Below are 424 nucleotides of genomic sequence, written 5' to 3'. Positions count from 1 at the left end.
CGGTGTAACGGCGTTCCTTGGTGCGGGTGCCTCGCCGCTAGTCGCGACGCTTTGTGTGGTTGTCTGTCTTTTAGTCGCGTTGGCTTATTCCGCGCCGAACATGCTGGCCTATGGGACGAAGCGTGCGGGTCCGGCTTTCGCCTTTCCCCACGGCGCGGTGCTTTTCATTGGGCTGCTCTGTTTCGTAGCGTTCCTCGCGGAAGGCGCCATGTTAGATTGGAGTGCGGTCTTTCTCACTTCAGTGCATGCCATGAAGCCTTCTCTCGCTGGCCTCGGGTACGCCGCCTTTGCGTCTACGATGACAATTGGGCGGTTGACCGGTGACAGGATCGTGCAGCGCCTTGGCGGCTCCGTCGTCATCGGCGTTGGAGGTCTACTCGCCGCGGGCGGCTTCAGACTGGCGACGCTGCTGCCGTCCTGGCAA

General features: G+C 61.8%; 1 pseudogene. It reads left to right on the top strand.

Going from position 1 to position 424, the window contains the following annotated elements:
- A pseudogene (locus GSQ92_RS30595) lies at positions 1 to 424 on the top strand (MFS transporter); the annotation flags it as partial.

The sequence above is a fragment of the Acidisoma sp. S159 genome, assembly GCF_009766125.1.
Lineage (GTDB): Bacteria > Pseudomonadota > Alphaproteobacteria > Acetobacterales > Acetobacteraceae > Acidisoma.
This window is presented reverse-complemented; position numbering and strand designations above follow the sequence as displayed.